The sequence below is a fragment of the Nonomuraea soli genome, from assembly GCF_013761175.1.
GTDB classification, from domain to species: Bacteria; Actinomycetota; Actinomycetes; order Streptosporangiales; family Streptosporangiaceae; genus Nonomuraea; species Nonomuraea soli.
In genome coordinates this window covers 1-18,085 of the sequence record NZ_JACDUR010000005.1, presented here as the reverse complement: position 1 = coordinate 18,085, position 18,085 = coordinate 1, and the positions used below count along the sequence as shown (strand labels likewise).

Below are 18,085 nucleotides of genomic sequence, written 5' to 3'. Positions count from 1 at the left end.
TTGACCAGGCCCCGATCCCGCGAGACGTTGTGACCTACACCACATCCCTCTGGAGGTGCCATGGCCAAGCGAGCACGCAAGAGCAGGGCACGCAAGAAGAAGAAGGCCAACCACGGCAAGCGCCCCGCCTCGCGCTAGCCGTACGGCTCGCGGGTGTCAGGGGGTGCGCCAGGCACCCACGAGCCGCGCCATCTGCTCGGCGTAGAACTCGCCGAACTCCTCGCGCCCCAGTCCGGTGACCGCCTGCGCGAGCTGGGGGAAGACGACCCCCGCCGCCGACATGGCGAACATCGCGATCATCGCCGCGCCCGGGTCCACGTCGCCGGGCAGCTCGCCCGCCTCCTGCCGCTGCCGCAGCTCGTCCACGTTGCGGCGCATCTCCTCGACGAACGCCGGGTCGGGCGGCGCCTCACCGAGGCCTTCCCAGACCATCAGCCGGCCGAAGTCGGGGTTGGCCGCGTTGGCCCGTACGTAGGAGGCGATGAGCGTGCCGAGGTCCTGGCCCGGCTCGGCGAAGGCGCTCTCGTGCCCTCGCCACTGGGCCACGACGTGCTGGTAGAGGCCCTCCTTGCCGCCGAAGTAGTAGGAGATCAGCTGCTTGTTGATGCCCGCGCGGGCGGCGATCTCGCTGACCCGTGCCCCGGCGAAGCCCTTGGCGCCGAACTCCTCGACGGCGGCTTCGAGGATGCGTGCCTTGGTGCGCTCGGCGTCGCGCTGCTTGTCCTGAGGCGCTCTTCTCATGCGCCGCAGTTTATCAACCATCCGGATGGTTGACAGAATTATCCATATGGTTGATAGTCGGTGGCATGAGAACCCACATCGCCGTGATCGGCGGCGGAATCGGCGGCCTCTGCCTGGCGCAGGGCCTGCACGGCAAGGGCGTCGACGTCGCGGTCTTCGAGCGGGACCGCACCCCGTCCGACCGGCTCCAGGGCTACCGGGTGCACATCGACCCCCAGGGCGCGCGGGCGCTGCGCCAGTGCCTGCCCGAGCCGCTGTGGCGGACGTTCCTGGCCACCACCGGCCATGGCGGCCAGGACTTCGGCTTCCTCACCGAGCAGCTCGGCCAGTTGCTGCTCGTCGAGACGCCCCCTGACGCCGAGCACTACTCGGTCAGCCGCATCACGCTGCGGCAGGTCCTGCTGTCGGGCCTGGAGGAGGTGGTGCGCTTCGGCAAGAAGTACGAACGCTACGAGCGCAACGCCGACGGCACCACGACGCTGCACTTCGCCGACGGCAGCACCTGCGTGGCCGACATCGTGGTCGGAGCCGACGGCGGCACCTCGCGGGTGCGACGGCAGTACCTCCCTCACGCCGAGCGCGTCGACACCGGGATCACGACGGTGGCCGGCAAGTTCCCCCTGACGCCACGCACCCGCGGGCTGATCGCTCCGCGCCTGGCCGACGGGCCCAACATGATCCTGCCGCCGCCCGGATTCGGCATGTTCTGCGCACCCCACGACGTCGCCGAGGCGGTGGGCGAGATCGGGCGCACCGAGCAGGAGGGCGCCCTCATGGACAACAACTCCAGCTACATCCTGTGGGCGGTCGGCGCATCGGCGGAGCGCTTCCCCGGCGGGCTCGCGCGCATGCCGGGCGAGGAACTTCGCGCCACGGTCTCAGGTCTCGTCGCGACCTGGCACCCCGACCTGCGGCGCCTGGTCGAGCTGAGCGACCCCGACACCGTGAGCCTGCTGCCGATCCGCACCTCGGTCCCGGTCGAGGCCTGGGAACCCAGCACGATCACCCTGCTCGGCGACGCGATCCACAGCATGACGCCGATGCGCGGCATCGGCGCCAACATCGCGCTGCGCGACGCCGCGCTGCTGTGCGCCGCGCTGGACGACGGCACGGTCGAGGCGATCGGCCGCTACGAGCAGGAGATGCGCCAGTACGGCTTCGCGGCCGTCCGTGACTCGCTGAAGGCCGCCCAGTCGTTCGTGTCGGACAGGCGCCTGGCGAGGATGGGCTTCAAGGCCTTCCTGCGCACGGCGGCGCGCTTCCCCGGGCTCAGGGAGAAGGCGTTCGCCTGAGCCCTCTAACCGGTGACGGGAAGGGTGCTGAGCGCCTCGTCGATGCGCTCCTGCGGCAGTGCGAAGTCGCGCATCTCGCCCGCCAGGTAGCGGTCGTAGGCGGCCATGTCGAAGTGCCCGTGCCCGCACAACGCGGTGAGGATGACCTTGGGCTCGCCCGTCTCCTTGCAGCGCAACGCCTCGGCGATGGTCTCGGCGAGCGCGTGGGTCGGCTCGGGCGCCGGCACGATGCCCTCGGTCCTGGCGAAGCGCACGCCCGCCTCGAAACACTCGGTCTGCGACCGGGTGACCGCCTCGAACATGCCCAGCTCGTACATGTGCGACAGCAGCGGCGACATGCCGTGATACCTGAGCCCTCCGGCGTGGATCGGGTCGGGCACGAACGAGTGGCCCAGGGTGTGCATCTTCAGCAGCGGCGTGAAGCCCGCGGTGTCGCCGAAGTCGTAGGCGTAGCGACCCCGGGTGAACGACGGGCACGCCTCGGGCTCCACGGCCCTGAAGGTGATGTCGGGGTGCTCGCGCATGAAGGGGAAGGCCAGCCCGGCGAAGTTGGAGCCGCCGCCGGTGCACCCGATCACCAGGTCGGGACGCTCGGGCAGCTGCTTGAGAGCCTCCTCGCCGATCACCGTCTGATGCATGAGCACATGGTTGAGCACGCTGCCCAGCGCGTAACGCGTGGCGGGGTCCTGGCCGGCCACCTCCACCGCCTCGCTGATGGCGATGCCCAGGCTGCCGGTGGAGTCGGGGTTCTCGGCGAGGATCTTGCTGCCCGCGCCCGTCACCGGTGACGGGCTGGCGTGCACGGTCGCGCCGTAGACCTGCATGAGGCTCCTGCGATACGGCTTCTGGTCGTAGGAGGCGCGCACCATCCAGATCTGGCACTCCAGGCCGAACTGCGCGCAGGCGAAGGCCAGCGAGGAGCCCCACTGCCCGGCGCCGGTCTCGGTGGTCAGGCGGCGCACGCCTTCGCGGGCGTTGTAGTAGGCCTGCGGCACGGCCGTGTTCGGCTTGTGCGACCCGGCGGGGGAGACCCCCTCGTACTTGTAGTAGATACGCGCCGGGGTCTGCAGCGCCTTCTCCAGGCGGTGCGCCCTGATGAGGGGAGTGGGCCGCCACAGCCGGTAGACGTCGAGCACCTCCTGCGGGATCTCGACGAACCTGTCGGTGCTCACCTCCTGGCCGATCAGCTCCATGGGGAACAGCGGGGCCAGGTCGTCGGGACCCACGGGCTGCATGGTCGCCGGGTGCAGCGGCGGGGGCGGGGGAGCGGTCAGGTCGGGAATGATGTTGTACCAGTGGCTGGGAGTCATTTCCCGAGTTTGCTACTCCTTGCGCTCGCGTGCTACCTGTCGGCGAACTTCCGGGACGATCTCCTCGGCGAAGATCTTCAACTGGCGCTCGTCGTCGCGCTCCGGCCACAGCACGAAGCTGTCCTGGCCGTGCGAGATCGCCAGGTCCGTCAGCTCCTCGACCCACTGGTCAGCCGGGCCGTACAGGAAGCTCGTGCTCCTGTCGGTGATGAGGCCGTTGATGTTGTGGACGCGCCGAATGCCGCGCGGGTCACGGCCCGCCTGGCGGGCCGCCTCGTCGATTCGGTCCTGGAGCTCCGGGAGCGTGTCGGTGGTGGCCCACGGTGACGACGACACCCAACCGTCCGCCATGGCGCCTGTCAGGGCCATGGCCCTGGGACCCTTCGCGCCGATCCAGATGCCGATCGGGTGCGCGGGCGCCGGGCCTGGCTGGGCGCCGCGCAGGTGGTAGTGCTCGCCCTCGAACCGCTGGTTGCGCTCGCCGCTCCAGATCCGCCTGATCACCTCGATCGCCTCGGCGAGCGCGCCGAGAGCCTGCCCGCCGGTACGGCGGGGCCCGCCGTAGGCGTCGATCGCGTCCCAGAACCCTCCGGCGCCCAGGCCCAGCTCGAAGCGGCCGCCGCTGAGCAGGTCGAGGGTGGCCGCGGCCTTGGCGAGCACGGCGGGCGGGCGCAGCGGCAGGTTCGCCACGTCGGGGAAGAGTGTGATCCGCTCGGTCCTGGCGGCGATCGTCGTCAGCAGGGTCCAGGTGTCGACGTAGCGGCGCTGGTAGGGGTGGTCCTGGATGCCGATCAGGTCCAGGCCCAGGCGCTCGGCGAGCCGGGCGCGCTCGATCAGCGGGTCGTCGGCGTTCGGCACGAGGAAGTAGCCGAAGCGCAGGTCACGTCCGTAATCGGTCATGTCCGGCGTAACCGTTTCCGGGGCTCGGCTCTTCCCGCGGCCGGGACGCTACTCCTCGATGACGCCCACCCGCTCGGGGGAGGTGATCATGATCGTCCGGCCGTTGGAGTAGCTCACGATCGAGTGCCCGGACCGCTCACCCACCCGTCTGGCGACCTCCTGCCACCGGGCCCGGTCCTCCTCGGTGTCGGCGGTGATGCGGAAGGTGCCGTGCTCGCCCAGCTTCTGCTCCACGAGCTCCGTCATGACGACGTGGAAGCGGGCTTCCTCGTCGGGGGTCAGGGGAGTTCTCATCCTTCGATTATCGCCGGGTGGCGGGGGTCATCGACCTTGACGGCGATATCCGAGGCTTTCAGCGGACTTATCTCCCTTTCGTAGCGTTCGTAGGCCGGGAGCCGCCACTGGAGCGCCTCCTCGGTCTTCCTGCGCAGCGCCGCCCGCGAGAGCCACAGATGCACGGTCAGATCGAACGCCAGCCCCCTGCCCAGGAGCAGCGTGCCGTCCACGAGCACCACGCCGCTCTCCGGCACAGGGGTGTACGGCACGCGGTAGGCGCGGTCGGTCCCGGCGTTCCACAACTTGGTCAGGACGCTTCCCCGGCGGTCGAGCACCTCTCTGCTGAGCGCCCTGGCATCCAGCCAGGAGTCGTAGAACTCGTCCGGGTCCGTCCTGCCGTACTCCAGCCTGAGCGAGGCGGGACGCAGGAAGTCGCCCGCAGACACCCGGACGGGCGCCCTGCCCGCCGCCTTGAGCGGCTCCACCAGCGCGTCCGCCAGCCGGCCCGGCTCCGCCCCCGGCGCGCCGTCGATCGCCACCCGGCGCGCCCCGCCGGACACGATCCGCTCGGCCAGCTCCTCGATCAGGTGTTCTGGAGAAATCGCCCGCGCACGCACGACTCCACGCTAATGGTGGCTAACCTCGACTCATGACGGAACTGACGCTCATGGCTGTCCACGCCCACCCCGACGACGAGGTGATCAGCACCGGCGGCATCCTGGCCCGCTACGCGGCCGAGGGCATCCGCACCGTCCTGGTCACGTGCACCAACGGCGATCAGGGCGACGGCGCGGGAGGCGTCAAGCCCGGCGACGACGGCCACGACGAGGTCGCCGTCGTGGCCCAGCGCCTCGCCGAGCTCCAGGAGTCGGCCGGGCACCTCGGCATCCACCACGTGGAGCTGCTCGGCTACCGCGACTCGGGAATGGACGGGTGGGACGGCAACGCGCACCCCTCGGCTTTCGCGAACATCCCCTTGGCGGAGTCGTCGGCCGCGCTCGCGGCGCTGATCGAGAAGTACCGGCCGCAGGTGATCGTCACCTACGACGAGAACGGCGGCTACGGCCACCCCGACCACATCCAGGCCCACCGCATCGCCGTGGACGCCTTCACCTCCACCGGCATTCCCGACAAGCTGTACTACACGGCGATCCCCCGGTCGGGGATCCGGGAGACGTTCGAGTTCGTGCGCTCGCTCGGGCTGGACTTCGGCGAGCTCCCGGAGGAGTTCGGCACCCCCGACGAGCTGGTGACGAGCGCGGTGGACGTGTCGGCGTTCATCGAGCAGAAGGTGACGGCGCTTAAGGCGCACGCGTCACAGACCGAGAGCATGTTCCTGCTGCAGCTGCCGGAGGAGGCGCAGCGGCGGGTGTTCGCCACGGAGCACTTCATCCGGCAGCAGAGCCGCGTGGAGGGGCCGGAGCAGGAGGACGACCTGTTCGCGGGCCTGCGCCCCTGACACCTAGGCCGGGCCCTCCACGAAACAGAACTCGTTGCCCTCAGGGTCCCGCATCACCTGGAACGCGCCCTGGTCGTCCTTCTGGAGCGCCCCCGCCCGCGTCCCCCCGAGCCGCTCGGCGTCCGCCGCGGCCGTGTCGACGTCGGGCACGGCCAGGTCGAGGTGGAGGCGGTTCTTGAGGCTCTTGGGCTCCGGCACCTTCTGGAAGGCCAGCCGGAGCCCCCCAGGGGGATCGACGGACGACCAGGCGGGATCCCTGTCGACGGGCAGCCCGCCCAGGAGCGCCCCCCAGAAGGCGGCCAGGACCGCGGGCTCGGCGCAGTCGACGACGAGCTGGCTCTGTCGTGGATGGTCATGCATGCGTCCACGCTAAGGGCGGACGCCCGCGCCCGAAGACCGGGCTCAGACGAGGAGTCGGGGCGACAGGATTTGAACCTGCGACTTCTTGCTCCCAAAGCAAGCGCGCTACCAAGCTGCGCCACGCCCCGGTGTCGTCGCGTGCGCAAGCTGTCGGAGACTCCGGTACGCTTACGCCCTGACGACCGGATGAAGTCTAGACCAGACTTCGACCGGCTCGCGCGGACGTAGCTCAATGGTAGAGCCCCAGTCTTCCAAACTGGCTACGCGGGTTCGATTCCCGTCGTCCGCTCCCACCGGCGAAAGGCCAGGTCAACCCGCTAGGGTGCCTGGCCTTTCGTGTTCTCGCCCCGAGATGCCTGTTCGCGAAGCAGTCGCTCGATGCGGTCCAGGCGCTCCCGGATCTCCGCCATGTCCCCGGCGGACGCGTTCTCCTCCTCCGGCCGTAGCCGTACGAGCAGTGCGCCGCCCGGCTCCAGGGTCACCGACTGCGTGTCGGCCACCGACGACCCGCCCTGCTGCAGGATCGCCTGGTCGACGTCGCTGCGCCGCAGTCCCAGGCGCCGCAGGGCCGAGGGGATGTAGGCGCCGTGCGATGCGAGGACCGTGGGCTTGCCCTTGAACCACCACCCCACCAGCGGTACGGCCTCGGCGAGCCGTACGGTCACCGCGTTGGCGGCCAGGAGCACGATCGCGCCGAACAGCCCGCCCCAGAGCGAGTTGTCGGGCCCGATGACGGCGTTCTGGACGACGTTCGACAGCAGCAGCATGACGACGAGGTCGAATCCGGTGAGCTGGGCCAGTTCGCGTTTGCCCGCGAGGCGGAGCAGGACGGCGAGGGCGAGGTAGACGCAGACGGTTCTGATCGCCTTGTCGAGGAGGGGGACGCCGGTGACGAGCAGGTCATTCCACATGTCCATCGTGATCAGCCAGGGTAGTGGGGGCGGACCGGGCTGACGGGGTGCCACACGGGAGCGGCCGCGAGAGCCGTACGGAGAAGAGGTGAGGCGTGCACGGCCTCAACGACACACCTGGATCAGCCGGTGCGGAAGAGGGCCCAGACGGCCTTGCCGCCGCCGGTGAGGGAGTCCCAGCCCCACCGCTGGCTGTAGGTCTCGACGATGTAGAGCCCGCGGCCGTTCTCGGAGCAGAAGTCGGGCTCCTTGGGGAGCGGCGCCTCGTCGCTGGGGTCGGTCACGGCGAGTAGCACGTGGGGGTCCGCCAGCATGAGGAGAAGGGTGATCTGGGGGTCGCCGCGGGTGTATCGGACAGCGTTGGTGACCAGTTCCGACACGACCAGGGCGGCGTCGTCCCCCAATTCGGACAGTCCCCAACCCGACAGAGTCGAGCGGGTGACGTCGCGTGCGGTCTTGACCGAGTCGGCCTGAAAGGGGAGGGGCCAGGAGCACACGCGGGAGAAATCTACCTCGCGAGTGATCTGGAGGCACTCGGCAGTGACCACGGGATCCATCCTGCTGCTACCTGTTTGCCCCAATATGCACTAGGCCATCATGGGTTACCAGGCGAGCATCTGCAAGACCCAGATGCACGTGCAGCTGCAAAACCCGCGGATGGCCGAAGAAGCCGAAACGGACACGGGGTTGAGACCTTGTCATACCGGCTCATCGGGTGTCACTGTGTGTGCGGGAAGGAGGCAGGCGTGACGCCGAACCAGCGGAACCACCCGTACGCGGGGCCCACGGCCCTGCGCATCCTCCTGGGCTCCCAACTGCGGAAGCTGCGGGAGGCCAAGGGTGTGACGCGGGAGGAGGCAGGCCACCTCATCCGCGGCTCGGAGTCGAAGATCAGCCGCATGGAGCTCGGCAGGGTCTCCTTCAAGGAGCGTGACGTCTCCGACCTGCTGACGCTGTACGGCGTCGCGGACTCCAAGGCCCGCCAGGCCGTCCTCGACCTTGTCGTGCAGGCGAACGAGCCCGGCTGGTGGCAGCGCTTCAACGACCTGCTTCCCACGTGGTTCCAGTCCTACGTCGGGCTGGAGGAGGCGGCCAGCCGGATCAGGACCTACGAGGTCCAGTTCGTGCCCGGCCTGCTGCAGACGAAGGAGTACGCGCGGGCGGTGGTGACCGCCGGCGTGGCCGGCATCAGCCAGGACGAGATCGCCCGCCGCGTCGATCTGCGCCTGGAGCGCCAGCGTGTGCTCGACCGGCCCGACGGCCCGATCTTCTGGGCCGTGATCGACGAGGCGGCCCTGCGGCGGCCCATCGGCGGCGGCGAGGTCATGAAGGCCCAGCTTGAGCATTTGATCGACCTGATGCGCCAGCCTCGGATCACCATCCAGGTCATGCCGTTCAGCTTCGGCGGGCACAGCGCCGAGGGCGGCGCGTTCAGCATCCTGCGCTTCCCCGATCCCGACCTTCCCGACGTCGTCTACGTGGAGCAGCTGGCCAGCGCGCTCTACCTGGACAAGCGGGACGAGGTGGATCGATACAGCCAGGTCATGGAACGGCTGTGCGCGGTGAGCACCACTCCGGACGAGACCGTCGAGCTGCTCAGGTCTATCGCCGAAGAGTTCTGAGTGCACAATTGTCTGCCCTAGACTGGCAGACGGCGTGGCGCAGCATGCCCACATGAGCGGCGCGTGAGCCGACCAAAGGCGCGCCGCCGTTCATCTCGAAAGCTTTATCCAAGGAGACCACCCCGTGAAGACCGCTGTCGAGGAGCTCAGCCCGACCCGGGTGAAGCTCACCGTCGAGGTGCCGTTCGAGGAACTGCGCCCGAGTCTGGATGCGGCGTACAAGCGGGTCGCGGAGCAGGTCCGCGTCCCCGGCTTCCGCCCCGGTAAGGTTCCTGCCCGCATCATCGAGCAGCGCTTCGGCCGCGCCGTGGTGCTGGAGGAGACCCTCAACGACGCGGTGCCGAAGCTCTACAGCCAGGCCGTCGACGAGGCCGACGTCTTCCCGGTGAGCCAGCCCGACATCGAGGTCACCAAGATCGAGGACGGCGAGCAGATCGAGTTCACCGCCGAGGTCGACATCCGCCCCAACTTCGAGGTGCCCGACTTCTCCGGCATCGAGGTCACGGTCGACTCCGCCGCCGTCACCGACGACGACATCGACAAGCAGCTCGACGGTCTGCGTCAGCGCTTCGCGACCCTCGCGGGCGTCGAGCGCGCCGCGGCCAAGGGCGACTACGTCGTCATGGACCTGCGCGCCGAGATCGACGGCGAGAACATCGAGGAGCAGCAGGCCAGCGAGGTCTCCTACGAGGTCGGCGCCGGCTCGGTCCTCCAGGGCCTCGACGACGCCCTCGAAGGCATGTCGGCGGGCGACGAGAAGAGCTTCAAGACCGAGCTCGTCGGCGGTGAGCAGGCCGGCCAGGAGGCCGACGTCATCATCAGCCTGAAGCAGGTCAAGGAGAAGGTCCTGCCCGAGCTCGACGACGAGTTCGCGCAGCTGGCCAGCGAGTTCGACACGCTCGAGGAGCTGAAGAACAGCATCCGCGAGACCGCTCGCCGCAACAAGCTCGTCGACCAGGTCGTCCAGGCCCGCGAGAAGGCGCTCGAGACCCTCCTCGACAAGATGGAGATCCCGATCCCCGACAGCGCGCTCAAGTCCGAGGTCGACGCCCGCAAGCACAACCTCGACCACCAGATCGCCGAGAGCGGCCTGTCGCGCGACGCGTTCTTCCGTCTGTACCAGACGAGCGAGGACGAGCGTTTCGCCGAGTTCGACACCAACTCCGCCAAGGCCATCAAGGCCGGCTTCGTTCTCGACAAGATCGTCAAGACCGAGGAGCTGGGCGTCTCCGAGCAGGAGCTGACCAACTTCGTCGTGCGCCGCGCCATGCAGATGGGCGTGCAGCCGAACCAGCTGGCCCAGCACCTGGCCGACAACGACCAGCTCACGCTGGCGATGGTCGAGATCGTCCGCGACAAGGCGAAGTCCGTCGTGGGCGACGCCGCCAAGGTCGTCGACACCGACGGCAACGAGGTCGACCTGAAGGCGATCTACACCGAGATCAACGGTGAGGAGCCCCAGGAGATCGCCGACGACGAGGCCTCCCAGCAGTAAGCTCTGCGAAAGGACCCCCGACCGCCTGGTCGGGGGTTTTTCGTTTTTCGGCGGACTTGACCTGCTCCTGGCCGGGTAGGGCGATGGACTTTCGAGCGGGCGGGTGGAGATGACCGACGAGCTGTTCATCCTGGGCGCGGCGATCGCGGTGGCGCTGGTCGTGGCGCGCACACTGTCGCGGCGCTTCAACCTGCCCGAGGCGATCCTGCTCGTCCTCCTGGGGCTCCTGGTCAGCGCCATCCCGGGGGTCGGCAGCATCAACGTGCCGCCCGAACTGGTCCTCACGGTCTTCCTGCCGCCGCTGGTCTACCACGCCGCCTTCTTCAGCGCGCCGCGCGAGACCCGCGAGGACGCGGTGCCCATCGTCATCATGGCCTTCAGTCTCACCTGCGTGACGGCGCTGTGCGTCGCACTGGCGGTCGGCGCCACCGTGCCAGGGCTGGCGGTCGGAGCGGCGCTCGCGCTCGGCGCCGCGGTGGCGCCCACGGATCCGGTGGCCGCCACCTCGGTGATCAAGCGACTGGGCGCGCCGCGCAGGCTGGTCACCATCCTGGAGGGCGAGAGCCTGGTCAACGACGGCGTCGCGCTGACCATGTTCGCCCTGGCCCTGACCATGCTGCAGCAGGAGATCACCGCGGGCTTCGCCGCCCTGGAGCTCCTGCACGTCGTGGTGGGAGGGCTGGCGTACGGCCTGGCGCTGGCATGGGTGATCGGCCGCCTCCGTCCGCTCATCCGCGACCCAGGCGCCCAGATCGTCCTGTCGCTGGCCACGCCCTTCCTGGCCTACATCCCCGCCGAGCACCTGGGGTTGTCGGGCGTGCTGGCCACGATCGTCGTCGGGTTCTACCTGGGACTGCGTCGTGACGGCCTGCTCCAGCCGGCGTCGAGGCTGACCGGCGAGATGTTCTGGGAGGTTCTGGTCTTCCTTCTGGAATCCACCCTCTTCGTCCTGCTGGGCCTGCAGATCCTCGACGTCTTCCACGGCATCGAGGGCGACAGGATCTGGCCCCACGTTCCGCTGACCGTGCTGCTGGTGATCGGCGTGGTCGTGGGGGTCCGGATGGTGTGGACGATCGTGGTCGTGCCGTTGCTGCGCTTCCGCCGGTTCGCCACCATCGAGTTCAAGGAACGGTTCGTGATGGGCTGGGCGGGCATCAGGGGCGCGATCACGCTGGCGATCGCCCTGTCCATCCCCGCCGAGGCCCAGGGACGCAACCTGCTCGTCTTCATCGCCGCCTGCGTCGTGCTGGCGACCCTGCTCGGCCAGGCGCCCACGCTCGCGCCGCTGCTGCGCAAGCTGGGCATGGGCGAGAGCGAGAAGGAGATGAAGGAGGAGACCGTGGCCAGGGAGGCGCTGCTGGAGAGCGCCCTGGCACGCATCGACGAGCTGGCCGCAGACGACGAGGTCGACGAGCGCACGGCCGAGGTCTACCGCCAGCTGTTCGAGCTGAGGCTCGACAGGGTCCGCGAGGTGCTCGACGACGAGCGTGAACCCGAGCACGGCAAGGGCAGGATCCGCCGCGAACTCATCCGCGCGCAGCGCAAGAAGCTGGACGACCTGTACGAGCGCCGCAAGATCAGCGCGGACGCGCGGCGCAAGCTGGCGCACGAGCTTGATCTCGAGGAGCGGCGCCGTGTGTCCGGAACTCAAGGGGGATGACATGCGCCGACAGCGAACAGCGCGGGGACGGGGCATGACCTGGGGCCCACCCGCGTTAAGGTCACAAGCAAAGCCAATCGAGAACGACGCATCGGAAGGTGACGCTGTGACCTTCTTCAGCCCAGAGTCGCGAGGTCGTGAAGACGCCTCCTTCCGGCTTGAGGACCAGCTGTATCAGCGCCTGCTGCGCGAGCGCATCATTGTGCTCGGGTCGGAGGTGAACGACGGCATCGCCAACCGGATCGCCGCGGAGCTCCTGCTCCTGGCGGCGGATGACCCCGATCGGGACATCTACCTGTACATCAACTCGCCTGGCGGTTCCGTCACGGCGGGCATGGCCATCTACGACATGATGGAATACGTGCCGAACGACGTGGCCACCGTCGGCATGGGCCTGGCCGCCTCCATGGGCCAGTTCCTGCTGTGCGCCGGGGCCAAGGGCAAGCGCTACGCCCTGCCCCACGCCCGCGTCATGATGCACCAGCCCTCGGGTGGCATCGGCGGCACCGCGGCCGACATCGCCATCCAGGCCGAGCAGATGCTCTACGTGAAGAAGACGCTCGCCGAGCGGATCGCCTTCCACACCGGTCAACCGCTTGACCAGATCGAGAAGGACTCCGACCGCGACCGCTGGTTCACGGCCGACGAGGCCAGGGACTACGGCTTCATCGATCATGTCGTGCGCAACGCACGGCAGGTGCCCTCCCAGGGCGCCGTTTCCTAGGGGGAGCTGACGTGAACATCCAAAGCCGCTACGTGCTCCCGCAGTTCACCGAGCGCACGTCGTACGGAACCAAGACCATGGATCCGTACACCAAGCTCTTCGAGGACCGCATCATCTTCCTCGGCGTGCAGATCGACGACGCCTCGGCCAACGACGTCATGTCGCAGCTGCTGACGCTGGAGTCGCTCGACCCCGACCGTGACATCAGCATCTACATCAACTCGCCCGGCGGCTCCTTCACCGCCATGACGGCGATCTACGACACGATGCAGTTCGTCCGGCCGGAAATCCAGACCGTCTGCCTGGGCCAGGCCGCCTCCGCGGCGGCGGTCCTCCTGGCCGGCGGCACGCCGGGCAAGCGCTACGCGCTGCCCAACGCGCGCATCCTCATCCACCAGCCCTCCACCGAGGGCGGCGGCCAGGGAAGCGACATCGAGATCCAGGCCCGCGAGATCCTCCGGATGCGCGGACTGCTCGAGGAGATCGTTGCCAAGCACACCGGCAAGGATCAGTCCGAGATTCGCAAGGACATCGAACGCGACAAAATTCTCACCGCTGACGATGCCAAGGCGTATGGTCTGATCGACGACATCATTCCGTCGCGGAAGAAGCGAGCTCAGGCCGCGGTTTCCTGACGGGATGCGGACCGCACCGGAACATGCCCAACAAGGCATGTTCCGGTGCGACTCGCCGCCAGGGGGCTCACTGAGGGCCCAGAAGACGGTAACGTCGATACCTGAGCGGTTCGGACCGGGTCCGGCTAATCGGATCGCGGGAGCAGGGCGGTCCCACGCAAAGGAGTATCTGGGGTGGCACGCATCGGCGACGGGGGAGACCTGCTGAAGTGCTCGTTCTGCGGAAAGAGCCAGAAGCAAGTCAAGAAGCTCATCGCCGGTCCCGGCGTATACATCTGCGATGAGTGCATCGATCTCTGCAACGAGATCATCGAGGAGGAGCTCTCCGAGTCCTCCGAGCTCAAGTGGGACAACCTGCCCAAGCCGAGGGAGATCTACGAATTCCTCGACGCCTACGTGATCGGCCAGGACAAGGCCAAGAAGGCGCTCTCGGTGGCGGTCTACAACCACTACAAGCGGGTGCAGTCCGGCGACCGGGGTCGTGACGACGGCCTTGAGCTGGCCAAGTCCAACATCCTGTTGCTCGGCCCGACGGGCTCGGGCAAGACACTGCTCGCGCAGACGCTGGCGAAGATGCTCAACGTGCCCTTCGCCATCGCCGACGCCACCGCCCTCACCGAGGCGGGCTACGTCGGCGAGGACGTCGAGAACATCCTCCTCAAGCTCATCCAGGCCGCCGACTACGACGTCAAGAAGGCCGAGACGGGCATCATCTACATCGACGAGGTCGACAAGATCGCCCGCAAGAGCGAGAACCCGTCGATCACGCGCGACGTCTCGGGCGAGGGCGTCCAGCAGGCGCTGCTGAAGATACTGGAAGGCACCACGGCGAGCGTGCCCCCGCAGGGCGGGCGCAAGCACCCTCACCAGGAGTTCATCCAGATCGACACCACCAACGTGCTGTTCATCTGCGGAGGGGCCTTCGCCGGACTCGAGAAGATCATCGAGTCGCGCATCGGCAAGAAGGGCATCGGCTTCAACGCCATCATCCGCTCCAAGGAGGAGATCGACTCCTCCGACATCTTCGCCGACGTCATGCCCGAAGACCTGCTGAAGTTCGGCATGATCCCCGAGTTCGTCGGCCGCCTGCCGGTCATCACCTCGGTGCACAACCTCGACCGCGAGGCGCTCATCCAGATCCTCACCGAGCCGCGCAACGCGCTGGTGAAGCAGTACCGCAAGCTCTTCGAGCTCGACGGGGTGGAGCTGGAGTTCACCGACGACGCGCTCGAGGCCATCGCCGACCAGGCGATCCTGCGCGGCACCGGCGCCCGTGGGCTGCGGGCGATCCTCGAAGAGGTGCTGCTGAGCGTGATGTACGAAGTGCCCTCGCGCCAGGACGTCGCCCGGGTGATCATCAACCGGGCGGCCGTGCTCGAGCACGCCATCCCGACGCTGGTCCCGCGCGACCAGCTCGCGGCCAAGCAGCAGCGCACCCCGCGGGAGAAGTCGGCCTGAGCCAACCGCTGAGCGCCTCGACCTCCGGGTCGGGGCGCTCTGCCGTACCCGGGGGAGCGCGCCCGGTGGTCGAGTTGGGCTCTGGTGGGCGTTGGGCGGCTCTAAACTTGAATACCGTGACGAAGCCAGAGCTGCCTACCCAGTACACCCCGGCCGACGTGGAGACCCCGAGCTACGAGCGGTGGGTATCCGAGGGGTACTTCGGCGCCGACCCGGGCAGCTCTCGCGAGCCGTACAGCATCGTCCTCCCGCCGCCGAACGTGACCGGCGTCCTGCACATGGGCCACGCCCTCGACCACTCGATCATGGACGCGCTCACGCGCCGATCGCGGATGCAGGGCAAGGAGACCCTGTGGCTGCCGGGCATGGACCACGCCGGCATCGCCACGCAGAACGTCGTCGAGCGCAAGCTCGCCGCCGAGGGGCTCTCGCGCCACGACCTCGGGCGCGAGGCCTTCGTCGAGCGGGTCTGGCAGTGGAAGGCCGAGTCGGGCGGGCAGATCCAGGGGCAGATGAAGCGCCTGGGCGACGGCGTCGACTGGTCGCGTGACCGCTTCACCATGGACGAGGGCCTGTCGCGCGCCGTCCAGACCATCTTCAAGAAGCTCTTCGACGACGGGCTCATCTACCGCGCAGAACGCATCATCAACTGGTGCGTGCGCTGCCACACGGCCCTGTCCGACATCGAGGTGGAGCACAGCGAGGACGAGGGCGAGCTCGTCTCGATCAGGTACGGCAGCGGCGACGAGTCGATCGTGGTGGCCACCACCCGGGCCGAGACGATGCTCGGCGACACCGCGGTGGCCGTGCACCCGTCCGACGAGCGTTACTCCCACCTGATCGGCAAGACGGTGGAGCTGCCGCTGACCGGGCGGCGCATCCCGATCGTGGCCGACGAGCACGTCGATCCGTCATTCGGCACCGGCGCGGTCAAGGTGACCCCGGCGCACGACCCCAACGACTTCGAGATCGGCCGGCGTCACTCCCTGCCGTCGCTCACGATCATGGACGAGACCGGTCTGATCACCGCCCACGGCCCCTTCGAGGGGCTCGATCGGTTCGAGGCTCGCCCCGCCGTCGTCGCGGCCCTGCGCGCCGACGGGCGGATCGTCGCCGAGAAGCGTCCCTACCTCCACTCGGTCGGTCACTGCTCGCGATGCAAGACGGTCGTCGAGCCGAGGTTGTCGCTGCAGTGGTTCGTCAACGTGCAGCCGCTGGCCACCGCCGCGGGTGACGCGGTGCGCGACGGACGCACCCGGATCCACCCGCCGGAGCTGGCCAAGCGCTACTTCGACTGGGTCGACGACATGCACGACTGGTGCATCTCGCGGCAGTTGTGGTGGGGCCACCGCATCCCGGTCTGGTATGGGCCCGAAGGTGAGGTCGTCTGCGTCGGGCCCGACGAGGAGGCTCCCGAGGGCTACGTCCAGGACCCCGACGTCCTCGACACCTGGTTCTCCTCCGGGCTGTGGCCGTTCTCGACGCTCGGCTGGCCGGAGAAGACCCCCGAGCTCGAACGGTTCTATCCGACCTCGGTCCTGGTGACCGGCTACGACATCCTGTTCTTCTGGGTCGCCCGGATGATGATGTTCGGCCTGTACGCCATGGACGGCCGGCCGCCCTTCCGGGTGGTGGCGCTGCACGGCATGGTGCGTGACCAGTACGGCAAGAAGATGTCGAAGTCCTTCGGCAACGTGGTCGACCCGCTCGACTGGATCGACAGGTTCGGCGCCGACGCGACGCGCTACACCCTGCTGCGCGGCGCCAATCCCGGCTCCGACGTCGCGGTCAGCGAGGAGTGGGCGGCGGGCTCGCGCAACTTCTGCAACAAGCTCTGGAACGCCACCCGCTTCGCGCTCATGAACGGCGCGTCGGTCGGCTCGCTCGAAGGGGCGCCGCTGACCGCGGCCGACCGGTGGATCCTGTCCCGCCTGCAGACCGTGACCGGTCAGGTCGACGCGGCCTTCGACGACTTCGAGTTCGCCAAGGTCTCCGACCTGCTCTACCACTTCGCGTGGGACGAGGTCTGCGACTGGTATCTGGAGCTGGCCAAGGTCCAGATCCAGGAAGGGCTTGAGCACACCCGGGTGGTGCTCGGGCATGTACTCGACGCCCTGCTGCGGTTGCTGCACCCGCTGGTGCCGTTCGTCACCGAGGAGTTGTGGCGCGCGGTCACGGGCGGCGAGTCCGTGGTGGTGGCATCATGGCCGGTCGTCGACGCGCGCCTGACCGATCCCGGTGCCGAAAAGGAGATCCTCGCGCTGCAGGAGCTCGTCACCGAAGTGAGGCGCTTCCGTTCCGACCAGGGACTGAAGCCGGGACAGAAGGTGGCGGCCAGGCTGGGCCTCGCCGGAACGATGGTCGCCGGGCACGAGGCGGCGATCCGGTCGTTGCTCCGTCTCGAGGCGCCGGGCGAGAGCTTCAACGCGACGGCGAGTTTCACCGCCGCCGGGGTCAGCGTCGAGATCGACACCGCGGGTGCGATCGACGTGGTGGCCGAGCGCAAGCGGCTGGAGAAGGACCTGGCCGGTGCGCGGAAGGAGGCCGCCCAGGCCGCCGGCAAGCTGGGCAACGAGCAGTTCCTGTCGAAGGCGCCGGACGACGTCGTGGCGAAGATCAGGGCGCGCGCCGAGCAGGCCGCTGCCGACATCGCCCGCCTGGAGGCCCAGATCGCGGCCCTCCCGTCAGGCTGATCTCCTGTTGCCGGCCGGCTCCCACCTACGGGTGGGGGCCGGCTTTGGTTTGGAGGGAATCTTCGTGGGGAAGGCTGTGTTGTTACCTAAGTTGGTCACAGGCACGGTCCGCGGGCTGCTAGTGTTTTCCTCGCAGGGCGGCACGGGCCGACCGCGCGGGGCCGAAGGGCCTCGGTGGGGCTGATAAGCTCTGCACATCCCTCTGATCGAACCCGAGTCTCGGGCGTGTCCGCACGATTGGACAACGGCCGGGTTTCGGAGTAAGTTAGCGGGGTTGCCTGAAATCTCACCAGGCGGGCGGTTTGACAAGAAGCGCCCAAGTCTGGTAAGATTGAGACGCGAAGTGTGCGCCTCTCTGAAGTTCTGAGAGAGTATGCGTCCGTTTCTTGAGAACTCAACAGTGTGTTTAAAAGCCAGTGCAAGAGTTATTTCTTGCAACACCTCGTCTAGAACATTCTAGGCATTTGTTGCTGGGTTTCGAATAATCCTTTTATGGAGAGTTTGATCCTGGCTCAGGACGAACGCTGGCGGCGTGCTTAACACATGCAA

At 68.2% G+C, this 18,085-nt stretch carries 18 protein-coding genes, 2 tRNA genes and 1 rRNA gene; 12 read left to right on the top strand and 9 right to left on the bottom strand.

What is annotated here, in order from left to right:
• The first annotated feature begins 60 nt into the window (after nt 1-60).
• Complete coding sequence (locus tag HNR30_RS50660; protein WP_376771764.1) at nt 61-138, top strand: 50S ribosomal protein bL37; 78 nt, start codon at nt 61-63, stop codon at nt 136-138.
• Between the two features lie 18 nt (nt 139-156).
• Here HNR30_RS50660 and HNR30_RS23640 read toward each other — a convergent pair whose 3' ends face one another.
• The gene (locus HNR30_RS23640) at nt 157-741 is read right to left on the bottom strand and encodes a TetR/AcrR family transcriptional regulator (protein WP_181612221.1); all 585 of its coding nucleotides are present in this window, start codon (nt 739-741) and stop codon (nt 157-159) included.
• A gap of 65 nt (nt 742-806) precedes the next feature.
• On the opposite strand from HNR30_RS23640, the gene HNR30_RS23635 reads away from it, so the two are divergent.
• Entirely contained in the window at nt 807-2,033 is a 1,227-nt protein-coding gene (locus tag HNR30_RS23635; protein WP_181612220.1) for an FAD-dependent oxidoreductase, read from the top strand.
• Between the two features lie 5 nt (nt 2,034-2,038).
• On the opposite strand, the gene HNR30_RS23630 is transcribed toward HNR30_RS23635, so the two are convergent.
• Genes HNR30_RS23630 through HNR30_RS23615 form a run of 4 tightly spaced genes read right to left on the bottom strand, consistent with a single transcriptional unit; the run spans nt 2,039 to nt 5,136 of the window.
• Nucleotides 2,039-3,343, bottom strand: a complete 1,305-nt coding sequence (locus tag HNR30_RS23630) for a TrpB-like pyridoxal phosphate-dependent enzyme (protein WP_181612219.1) — start codon at nt 3,341-3,343, stop codon at nt 2,039-2,041.
• Between the two features lie 12 nt (nt 3,344-3,355).
• Entirely contained in the window at nt 3,356-4,243 is an 888-nt protein-coding gene (locus tag HNR30_RS23625) for an LLM class flavin-dependent oxidoreductase (RefSeq protein WP_181612218.1), read from the bottom strand.
• 48 nt (nt 4,244-4,291) lie between these two features.
• Nucleotides 4,292-4,537 carry a hypothetical protein gene (locus tag HNR30_RS23620; protein WP_181612217.1) on the bottom strand — a complete coding sequence of 82 codons (246 nt, stop codon included), beginning with the start codon at nt 4,535-4,537 and terminating at the stop codon, nt 4,292-4,294.
• Nucleotides 4,534-5,136, bottom strand: coding sequence for a nucleoside/nucleotide kinase family protein (locus HNR30_RS23615; protein WP_181612216.1), 603 nt, complete (start codon nt 5,134-5,136; stop codon nt 4,534-4,536). Before HNR30_RS23615 ends, HNR30_RS23620 begins: the two co-directional genes overlap by 4 nt.
• A 32-nt stretch (nt 5,137-5,168) precedes the next feature.
• On the opposite strand from HNR30_RS23615, the gene HNR30_RS23610 reads away from it, so the two are divergent.
• A complete protein-coding gene (locus HNR30_RS23610) occupies nt 5,169-5,978 on the top strand; it encodes a PIG-L family deacetylase (RefSeq protein ID WP_181612215.1) in 810 nt (269 codons plus the stop codon).
• A 3-nt stretch (nt 5,979-5,981) separates the two neighbouring features.
• On the opposite strand, the gene HNR30_RS23605 is transcribed toward HNR30_RS23610, so the two are convergent.
• Together HNR30_RS23605 and HNR30_RS23600 are read right to left on the bottom strand one after the other, a co-directional pair.
• Nucleotides 5,982-6,338: a VOC family protein gene (locus HNR30_RS23605; RefSeq protein WP_181612214.1), complete on the bottom strand. Its 357-nt coding sequence runs from the start codon at nt 6,336-6,338 to the stop codon at nt 5,982-5,984.
• A gap of 54 nt (nt 6,339-6,392) precedes the next feature.
• Nucleotides 6,393-6,466, bottom strand: a tRNA-Pro gene (locus tag HNR30_RS23600).
• 90 nt (nt 6,467-6,556) lie between these two features.
• On the opposite strand from HNR30_RS23600, the gene HNR30_RS23595 reads away from it, so the two are divergent.
• Nucleotides 6,557-6,627, top strand: a tRNA-Gly gene (locus HNR30_RS23595).
• A 28-nt stretch (nt 6,628-6,655) separates the two neighbouring features.
• On the opposite strand, the gene HNR30_RS23590 is transcribed toward HNR30_RS23595, so the two are convergent.
• Together HNR30_RS23590 and HNR30_RS23585 are read right to left on the bottom strand one after the other, a co-directional pair.
• Nucleotides 6,656-7,255 carry a DUF421 domain-containing protein gene (locus HNR30_RS23590; RefSeq protein WP_246379132.1) on the bottom strand — a complete coding sequence of 200 codons (600 nt, stop codon included), beginning with the start codon at nt 7,253-7,255 and terminating at the stop codon, nt 6,656-6,658.
• Nucleotides 7,256-7,371: 116 nt separating this feature from the next.
• The gene (locus HNR30_RS23585) at nt 7,372-7,746 is read right to left on the bottom strand and encodes an ATP-binding protein (protein ID WP_312894592.1); all 375 of its coding nucleotides are present in this window, start codon (nt 7,744-7,746) and stop codon (nt 7,372-7,374) included.
• Between the two features lie 249 nt (nt 7,747-7,995).
• Here HNR30_RS23585 and HNR30_RS23580 point away from each other — a divergent pair, with 249 nt between their 5' ends.
• The 8 genes from HNR30_RS23580 to HNR30_RS23545 all read left to right on the top strand — a co-directional run.
• Entirely contained in the window at nt 7,996-8,871 is an 876-nt protein-coding gene (locus tag HNR30_RS23580) for a Sco1979 family transcriptional regulator (protein ID WP_181612212.1), read from the top strand.
• Between the two features lie 124 nt (nt 8,872-8,995).
• On the top strand, nt 8,996-10,366 hold the full coding sequence (gene tig, locus HNR30_RS23575; RefSeq protein ID WP_181612211.1) for a trigger factor: 1,371 nt from the start codon (nt 8,996-8,998) through the stop codon (nt 10,364-10,366).
• A 109-nt stretch (nt 10,367-10,475) separates the two neighbouring features.
• A complete protein-coding gene (locus HNR30_RS23570; RefSeq protein WP_181612210.1) occupies nt 10,476-12,026 on the top strand; it encodes a Na+/H+ antiporter in 1,551 nt (516 codons plus the stop codon).
• 106 nt (nt 12,027-12,132) lie between these two features.
• Entirely contained in the window at nt 12,133-12,750 is a 618-nt protein-coding gene (locus tag HNR30_RS23565) for an ATP-dependent Clp protease proteolytic subunit (protein ID WP_181612209.1), read from the top strand.
• Between the two features lie 11 nt (nt 12,751-12,761).
• Nucleotides 12,762-13,385, top strand: a complete 624-nt coding sequence (locus HNR30_RS23560) for an ATP-dependent Clp protease proteolytic subunit (RefSeq protein WP_181612208.1) — start codon at nt 12,762-12,764, stop codon at nt 13,383-13,385.
• Between the two features lie 174 nt (nt 13,386-13,559).
• Nucleotides 13,560-14,843 (top strand): ATP-dependent Clp protease ATP-binding subunit ClpX, encoded by a 1,284-nt coding sequence (clpX, locus tag HNR30_RS23555; protein WP_181612207.1) that lies wholly within the window; start codon nt 13,560-13,562, stop codon nt 14,841-14,843.
• 107 nt (nt 14,844-14,950) lie between these two features.
• On the top strand, nt 14,951-17,536 hold the full coding sequence (locus HNR30_RS23550) for a valine--tRNA ligase (RefSeq protein ID WP_181612206.1): 2,586 nt from the start codon (nt 14,951-14,953) through the stop codon (nt 17,534-17,536).
• A gap of 489 nt (nt 17,537-18,025) precedes the next feature.
• A 16S ribosomal RNA gene (locus HNR30_RS23545) occupies nt 18,026-18,085 on the top strand; the annotation flags it as partial.